General features: G+C 44.3%; 7 protein-coding genes and 1 pseudogene. 5 read left to right on the top strand and 3 right to left on the bottom strand.

Going from position 1 to position 7617, the window contains the following annotated elements:
• Positions 1-53: 53 nt before the first annotated feature.
• Both AB4507_RS20240 and AB4507_RS20235 read right to left on the bottom strand, forming a co-directional pair.
• Positions 54-518 carry a thioesterase family protein gene (locus AB4507_RS20240; protein ID WP_017061819.1) on the bottom strand — a complete coding sequence of 155 codons (465 nt, stop codon included), beginning with the start codon at positions 516-518 and terminating at the stop codon, positions 54-56.
• 149 nt (positions 519-667) lie between these two features.
• The gene (locus AB4507_RS20235; protein ID WP_017061820.1) at positions 668-2503 is read right to left on the bottom strand and encodes an ABC transporter ATP-binding protein/permease; all 1836 of its coding nucleotides are present in this window, start codon (positions 2501-2503) and stop codon (positions 668-670) included.
• Positions 2504-3073: 570 nt separating this feature from the next.
• Between AB4507_RS20235 and artP the strand changes: the two genes are divergently transcribed.
• From artP to AB4507_RS20210, 5 genes are all read left to right on the top strand, one after another.
• Positions 3074-3802, top strand: a complete 729-nt coding sequence (artP, locus tag AB4507_RS20230) for an arginine ABC transporter ATP-binding protein ArtP (RefSeq protein WP_372146071.1) — start codon at positions 3074-3076, stop codon at positions 3800-3802.
• A 120-nt stretch (positions 3803-3922) separates the two neighbouring features.
• Positions 3923-4654 (top strand): lysine/arginine/ornithine ABC transporter substrate-binding protein, encoded by a 732-nt coding sequence (locus tag AB4507_RS20225; RefSeq protein WP_004733839.1) that lies wholly within the window; start codon positions 3923-3925, stop codon positions 4652-4654.
• Between the two features lie 3 nt (positions 4655-4657).
• A complete protein-coding gene (gene artQ, locus AB4507_RS20220; RefSeq protein WP_017100134.1) occupies positions 4658-5344 on the top strand; it encodes an arginine ABC transporter permease ArtQ in 687 nt (228 codons plus the stop codon).
• A complete protein-coding gene (gene artM / locus AB4507_RS20215) occupies positions 5341-6009 on the top strand; it encodes an arginine ABC transporter permease ArtM (protein ID WP_017068344.1) in 669 nt (222 codons plus the stop codon). Before artQ ends, artM begins: the two co-directional genes overlap by 4 nt.
• Before the next feature lie 311 nt (positions 6010-6320).
• Entirely contained in the window at positions 6321-6905 is a 585-nt protein-coding gene (locus tag AB4507_RS20210) for a hypothetical protein (RefSeq protein ID WP_372183213.1), read from the top strand.
• A gap of 254 nt (positions 6906-7159) precedes the next feature.
• Here the strand turns inward: AB4507_RS20210 and AB4507_RS20205 are convergent.
• Positions 7160-7617 (bottom strand): annotated as a pseudogene (locus AB4507_RS20205) (transposase); the annotation flags it as partial.

Here is a 7617-nt window from a genome sequence, read left to right as displayed (position 1 = left end):
CTCCTCCTACTCGATTCTGAAACTTTCTGAATCTTTCTCAACCAACGAATACGTTATTCTGTCACGGCTTCTTGTTTGAAGCATGGGCTTTTCAACGTGTTCATCTTTTCGATTTCATTGGTTAAGCGCAGCGAGAGCAGGGCTTTCTGGTTCGAAGCAAAATCAAACATCACGATAGTCGCAGTGCCAACGGTCGTCAGTTTCTGTTGAGCCTTACTGACAATCGCGTATTCCATGGTGAATCGGTCATCTTGAATATCGGTAACACGTGAGCCGACCATCAAGGTATCTGGATACGTGACTGGGCGGAAATACTTACAGTAAGTGTCACCAAGAACAGGACCAACTTTGGTAATCGCCATCTCTTCCATCAGCTCGACGTGCTTGAAAAAATCTAAGCGAGCGGTTTCGAAATAGCGAAAATATACAGCGTTGTTAACGTGATTGAGTGCGTCCATTTCTCCCCAAGCGACAGGGATTTCTGTTACTACCGGGTAGTCAGATAATAGTGCTTCCATGCGAACTCTCTTATTGTTATGTAGGGATAAGTTGTTATTGGAATAAAAACCCTACCGCTAAATTAACAAAACTGCAACACGCGTGATTTAAGTTTTTGAAGCTTGAAACCACACAATGTCAGTGACTTAGTTGCACATCCACTCAATGGTTACGCACTAAGGTGTTTGAATTGCAGCTCAACCAAGCGTTGGTACAATTCGCAGCTATTGATGAGAGACTGGTGGTCGCCGATGTCTACTAGTTGTCCTTTATCGAGCACCGCAATTTGGTCGGCGTGTTTAATTGTTGATAATCGATGGGCGATAATGATCGTCGTTCTGCCACGCATTAACTCTTCTAACGCTTGTTGTACGTGATGCTCACTTTCACTGTCTAGTGCGCTGGTTGCTTCATCCAACAATAGAATATTTGGATCTTTCAAGATGGCACGTGCGATAGCAATACGTTGTCTCTGCCCACCAGAAAGCCTTACACCACGTTCACCAAGAAAGCTGTTGTAGCCATCAGGTAGGTTTTGAATGAACTCGTGTGCGTGCGCTTTCTTCGCCGCTTCGATCACTTGCTCGTCTGTTGCCTGCGGGTTGCCGTAGCGAATGTTATGGAACACATCGTTACTGAACAGAGCAGGTTGTTGCGGTACCAATGCCATCTGCTTTCTTAGCTCGTTAGGATCAAACTGATTCAGTTCAACACCGCCTAAGGTGACCTTACCCACTTGTGGGTCGTAGAAACGTTGCAGCAGTTCGAACAGGGTAGTTTTACCTGCGCCAGACGGGCCAACCAGTGCCAACACTTTGCCTTCATGGGCAGTAAGCGTGAGGTTGCTTGTTGCGGGTTGGTCCGGTCTTGATGGATAACAGAAGGTCACATCATCAAATGCTACTTCTGGCGTTACGTTAGCAAGCGAGGTTGGGTTCGCAACTGGCGCAACAATATGGCTTTCAACTTGTAGGATCTCGATTAAGCGCTCGGTCGCACCTGCCGCGCGTTGCAGTTCGCCCATCACTTCTGAAATCGTACCTAATGACGAAGCAACCATGATTGCGTAGAACACAAACGCGGCTAAGTCACCTGCCGACATAGTGCCGTTGATAACATCACTGCCGCCAACCCAAAGCATGCCTGCAATAGCACTAAATACAATCACGATAACGCCAGAGATAAGAATCGCGCGCTGTTTTACACGCTGGCGACCAATCTCATATGCCTTTTCAACTTCAACCGCGAATGACGCTTTCTCTTGCTCTTCTCGGCTGTAGCTTTGCACCGTTTTAATGTGTTCAATCGCTTCACCTGCGTAAGAACCCACATCAGACATCGAATCCTGACTTTGACGAGATAGGGCTCTGACACGACGCCCGTAGACAAGGATCGGGATCAAGATAAATGGCACCGAGGCCAATACAATCAACGTCAGCTTAATGTTGGTGGCAAACAGCATGATGATTGCACCAATACACATCAACGCGCTGCGCATCGCCATAGAGAACGATGAACCTATGATGCTTTGAAGCAGAGTAGTATCCGTTGTAATGCGCGACATGATGTCGCCACTGCCATTGGTTTCGAAGTAACTCGGATGCAGCGTCACGACATGATTGAAAACCGATAAGCGAATGTCTGCACTCACGCGTTCCCCAACAGAAGAAACCAAGTAGAAGCGGAAGAAAGTACCAATCGAGATCAACACGACCACGACCATGATGAACTGAATTGCGCTGCCTAAATCTGAGAGTGATTGTTGGCTAAAACCTTGGTCGATGAGAAGGCGAATACCGTGTCCGACTGAAAGGGTTAAGCTCGCTGTGAAGATCAACGCGATCAACGCAGCAATAACACGACCTTTATAAGGCTGAATGAATTTACTCAGCTCAAACAAAATACTGAGGCTTTTTTTCTCAGGTTTGGGTTCTGGCGCTTGTTGAGTCGATCGCTGAGTCTGTCGCTGGTTCGAGTCGAGCGTAGAAGAGACATCGTTTTGCATATGACTGCCTTAATGTGTTGTCGCTTTAAAAATAGATGGCTTGTTGCTTGTTGCTTGTTGCTTATGGCTAATTGCTTTATGACTTATTGCCTGTACTGCGCGTTGTTCGCTGGGCAGTAATTGTTGTTGAGAATCGAACCCATTAAAGCATTTATTGCGCTGTGACGCTCCCTAGGAAACTCAATTTCCAATATTTCATCAACACTAAGTGAATAATTCGAAACGACCTTAAAGGAAAACTAAGCATTTTGATCCAGTCAGTTGGATAGGAAACCAAGCTATTTAACCCTAATTTTTATGCAAGTAAATTAGCGTTGATAGGAGAGTGCACACATAAACAAGCAACCGTGCGATGATTTATAAATTGATAGCAAAACGTTTGCTATTTATCTCGATATTAGCTTTATCAATGACTTGTAAGTTTTGGTTGTAAGACCAGTTATAGCGACTGTTTTTTGTGGAATATTTGTTACAAAAATTCAACAAAGTAGTTTTTTATACATTTTTCTTGCATAAAAACTCAGATTGAATAGAATAACCAACAAATGACAATTAATGCAGTATTGTGGCATGAGTATTCAAGTAAAGAGCATCAACAAATCATACGGTGATACCCAAGTTCTTCACGACATCAGTTTCGACTGTGAGAGTGGCGAAACCTTGGTATTGCTTGGCCCAAGCGGCGCGGGCAAGAGTTCATTACTGCGTGTATTGAACCTGCTTGAAATCGCGGACAACGGCGAATTAGACATTGCGAATGAGCAATTCGATTTTTCAAGCCAAATCCAAGAGAAGCAGGGGCTTAAACTTCGTCGTAAAGTCGGCATGGTGTTCCAGCAATACAACTTATGGCCACACATGACGGTGATGGAAAACTTGATTGAAGCACCAACCAAAGTGGCGGGTTTGGATAAGCAAGAAGCGATTAAGCAAGCGCAAGAAGTCCTAAAGACACTTCAACTTGCCGACAAAGCAGACGCTTGGCCACTTCAACTGTCTGGCGGTCAACAACAGCGTGTTGCGATTGCACGTGCGCTGATGATGAAACCGGATGTGTTGTTGTTTGATGAACCAACAGCGGCGCTTGATCCTGAGATCACCAACCAAGTCGTGAGCATTATTAAAGAATTGAGCGGAACGGGCATTACCCAAGTGGTCGTGACGCACGAAGTCGATTTCGCGAAGAAGATTGCTAGCCACGTTCTGTACCTAGAGAAAGGGTACATCATTGAACACGGCACCAGCGATTCATTCGTTAATCCGCAGACACCTGAGTTTGCTGAATATTTGACTCATTAAGTAAGTCACTTATTAAAAGAAAGTTGACTCACTAGATCTAGCTAAACACAACATCAATTAAAACAATCAAATTATAAGAATGGCCACAGGCCGCTATTACACAGTATTCGGAGTAACAAAATGAAAAAGATTCTACTAGCTTCACTTATCGGCCTTGCTTCTTTTAACGCAGCAGCTCAAGAAGAAATCAAATTCGCGATGGAAGCAACGTACGCACCATTCGAATACATGGATGAGAACAACCAAATTCAGGGTTTTGACGTAGACTTAGCAAACGCACTTTGTGAAGAGCTGAAAGCAACGTGTACTTTCCACAACCAAGCATTCGATAGCTTGATCCCTGCACTTAAATTCAAACGTTACGATGCGGCTATCTCGGCAATGGACATCACAGAAGCGCGTCTTAAACAAGTGAACTTCTCTAACGCATACTACGATAACTCTGCAGCATTCATTTCTTTCGAAGGCAAAGTAGCAGACCAAGCAGCACTAGAAGGTAAGCGTGTTGGCGTTCAAAACGGTTCTACTCACCAGAGCTTCCTACTTGAGCAAATGACTGGCGTAACAGCGGTACCTTATTCAAGCTACCAAGATGCATTTATCGACATGAAGAACGGTCGTATCGATTCTGTATTCGGTGACACAGCCGTTGTAGCAGAATGGTTCAAGAAAGAAGACAACCTAACGTACGTTGGCGATCAAGTAACAAACCAAGAGTACTTCGGTAACGGCTTTGGTATCGCAGTAAACAAGAGCAACCAAGAACTTGTAGACCAGCTTAACGTTGCACTTGCTGCAGTGAAAGCGAACGGCGAATACGACAAGATCTTCAACAAGTACTTCGGTAAGTAATTTATGGAATTAACGGGTTACTCTTTAGGGCTCGTCGAAGCAAGCTGGATGACTGTTCAGCTTGCATTCGTAAGTCTATTGGTTGGATTGGTTCTAGCAGTTTTGTTTGCAAGTGGTGAGATGTCTCGTCGTATTGCAATCAAATGGCCAACGACTGCATTTGTGACGATTGTTCGTGGTTTACCAGAAATTCTGGTCGTACTGTTTATCTACTTTGGTTCGACACAAGTTCTGTTCATGATCACAGGCGACTTCATAGAAGTGAGCCCGTTCTTATCTGGTGTTGTTGCACTGTCACTTATTTTTGCTTCTTACGCTTCGCAAACTATTCGTGGTGCGTTGAAAGCAGTAAGCAAAGGCCAGAGAGAAGCAGCAAGTGCGCTTGGTATTTCGCAATCTCATGCTTTCTTCAGAGTCGTATTGCCACAAGCTGTAAGACACGCGCTACCAGGGTTAACCAACCAATGGTTAGTGTTATTGAAAGACACTGCATTAGTTTCGCTAATTGGCGTAACAGATTTGTTGAAACAAGCACAACTAACATCCGCTGCAACGCACGAAGCATTTACTTGGTACGCGACAGCAGCAGCAATCTACTTGGTCATCACTTTAATCACACAAAGATTGGTAAAAGTGATTGATGGTAAGTTCTCTATTCAAGGTTTGGGTAACAAAGGGGCAATGGCATGAATCAACAATACCTCTCTCAAATGCTTGAAGGCTTAGTGACCAGTCTTCAACTCACAGGCGCTTCATTGCTTGTTGGTTGTATCTTGTCACTGCTGATGACGGTAACGCTAATTCTAAGAATACCGGCGATTCACTGGTTCACTCGTGGCATCATCACGCTGTTCACTGGCACACCATTGTTGGTTCAAATCTTCTTGGTGTATTACGGCCCGGGTCAGTTCGATTGGATTCGTGAAAGCTTCATGTGGACTTGGTTAAGCCAACCTTGGTTCTGCGCAATGTTAGCATTAGCTTTGAACACCGCGGCATACAGCACGCTACTGTTCAGAGGCGCATTCAACGCCATTCCAGCAGGGCAGTGGGAAGCATGTCGCGCACTTGGTATGGACAAAATCGCAACGCTGAAAGTGTTACTGCCATATGCACTACGCCGCGCCGTTCCAGCTTACTCGAACGAAGTGATTCTAGTTTTCAAAGGTACGTCACTGGCAAGCACCATCACCATCATGGATTTGATGGGTTACGCTCAGCGTATCAACGGCCAAACCTACGACACACTTACTGTGTTTGGTATCGCCGGCGCATTCTACTTAGCAGTAAACGGCATACTAACGCTGATCTTCCGTCAGGTAGAGAAGAAAGCCCTCGCATTCGAAGCCGCGTAAGCTAGCCACACACAAGCTTAACTAACGTATAAAGCCTGCCATTTATGTTCGCATAGATGGCAGGCTTTTTTGTGTTTGGGGTATGTGTAGTGGTACTGTTTTTATATCCAGTTCTGCGCAGTTTTGGATATTCATACCATACGGAAATATTCTGCATTTAGTCATTCAATGAACGTATCTATGTTTTAAGTCACTGAATTGCTGTGATTAATCGTGGTAAATTACCGTACATATGAAACTAGATAGACTGATTCTGTATTTAAATGCAGAATTTTTCGGTCTAATAGCTGTTAAGCGTATAGAGGAGTTATATGGAAGTATCAAGCTCAGCAGTTTCCAGTGTGATGAAAGTAGGGCTTCAAATTGTCACCTCTCGCAAAAGACCAGTACTTGAAGTTTACCATCAAGTACACAATCGATTTGGTCCGGAGAAAGAAAGCAGAACGAGTTGGGGGGAAAATGATGAGAGTGTGTATAAAACCAGATACCAAGAAATTTTTGTGCAGTTTACACTCGTTAATATTGGTGCAGAAAGGGCTGAAAATGTAAAATTATCGATTTCGGGAGACTTAAAGCGAGAATTCCCACGTGAGCACTACCCAAATAATTTTAATGAAATTTACCCTCAAATAGCGCCAGGGCAATTGATTTATTTATTTCAATTTTCAGATAGTGATTTGTTAATTTGGGAAACTAAGGCCGGAGCTAAATACTCAACAAAAAAAATGAAGCAAGAGTTACTAGAGATTACGATGGAGTATGATCCACCAAAAGGTCTTATCAACACCTTATTATCTCTACCTTGGTCATTACGTGGAAAAAGAAGGTATTGTGATAAGTATCGGTTTAAAGCAAGTATGGTTGAAGGTGATTTACCTCCCGCAGAATACGCTTAACAAATAAGGATTAAGGTGTTGCGCAGCCAACACTAAATCCCGAGTGTTGAACAAGCCCGAAGCCACTTTATTAAGTAAATTGTACGATTGAACTTGAAGGGCACATCGCTTTGAGGCTTTTCTCAAAGCGAGCGAAGCTAAGATAAGGTTGCGATAGAAATCATATCAATCAGTTAGCTATTTTTCGTTTCTTTCGTCGTTACATCTCCTCTGCTCTCGTCAATGCCATTCTCCTTGTTATCAATGCCTTTCGGCTACATGGGTCGGCTCACTCCAACACACGCCATCTGATGCTGACAGCAAGGGCATACTCGTATTGCTTTGGTTCTTATCGGTGCGGTTAGCGGCGGCATTATATAGAGCAAGTTCAATAACAACAGTTGAATGCGGGCTCTTAAGGCGTGTGCTTGACCACGTAAAAAACCGTAATCTCGTACTCGCTGCAACCCTTTGGGCAGCGCGTGCTGCAAAATGAGCAGTAAGAACTTCAGAGTGGGCAAGGTGCGCGTTCGCCATGCATTGGTCTGGCTCTCTTTATAGCGGAAGGTGACAGTATCATCTGTGATACTGATGATGTCTTCATCAGGCAGCACACCACGATAGAGATAGCGAGCCAAATAGCTCAACGCAGCCTGACCGTATCCCACTTGTCTGCAATCGACCACCCATTGTTTTGGGTATGCCACTCGGCAACCACAACGTTGGGTGTTGA

This window comes from Vibrio sp. 10N.222.54.A3 (assembly GCF_041474095.1).
Taxonomy (GTDB): domain Bacteria; phylum Pseudomonadota; class Gammaproteobacteria; order Enterobacterales; family Vibrionaceae; genus Vibrio; species Vibrio crassostreae_C.
The sequence above is the reverse complement of the archived record's forward strand: the minus strand, read 5'-3'. Positions and strand labels throughout refer to the sequence as shown.

Bases quoted from the DNA above. Each gene is read 5' to 3' on its own strand.
- AB4507_RS20240 (WP_017061819.1), bottom strand. From the start codon at position 518: ATGGAAGCACTATTATCTGACTACCCGGTAGTAACAGAAATCCCTGTC.
- AB4507_RS20235 (WP_017061820.1), bottom strand. From the start codon at position 2,503: ATGCAAAACGATGTCTCTTCTACGCTCGACTCGAACCAGCGACAGACT.
- artP (WP_372146071.1), top strand. From the start codon at position 3,074: ATGAGTATTCAAGTAAAGAGCATCAACAAATCATACGGTGATACCCAA.
- AB4507_RS20225 (WP_004733839.1), top strand. From the start codon at position 3,923: ATGAAAAAGATTCTACTAGCTTCACTTATCGGCCTTGCTTCTTTTAAC.
- artQ (WP_017100134.1), top strand. From the start codon at position 4,658: ATGGAATTAACGGGTTACTCTTTAGGGCTCGTCGAAGCAAGCTGGATG.
- artM (WP_017068344.1), top strand. From the start codon at position 5,341: ATGAATCAACAATACCTCTCTCAAATGCTTGAAGGCTTAGTGACCAGT.
- AB4507_RS20210 (WP_372183213.1), top strand. From the start codon at position 6,321: ATGGAAGTATCAAGCTCAGCAGTTTCCAGTGTGATGAAAGTAGGGCTT.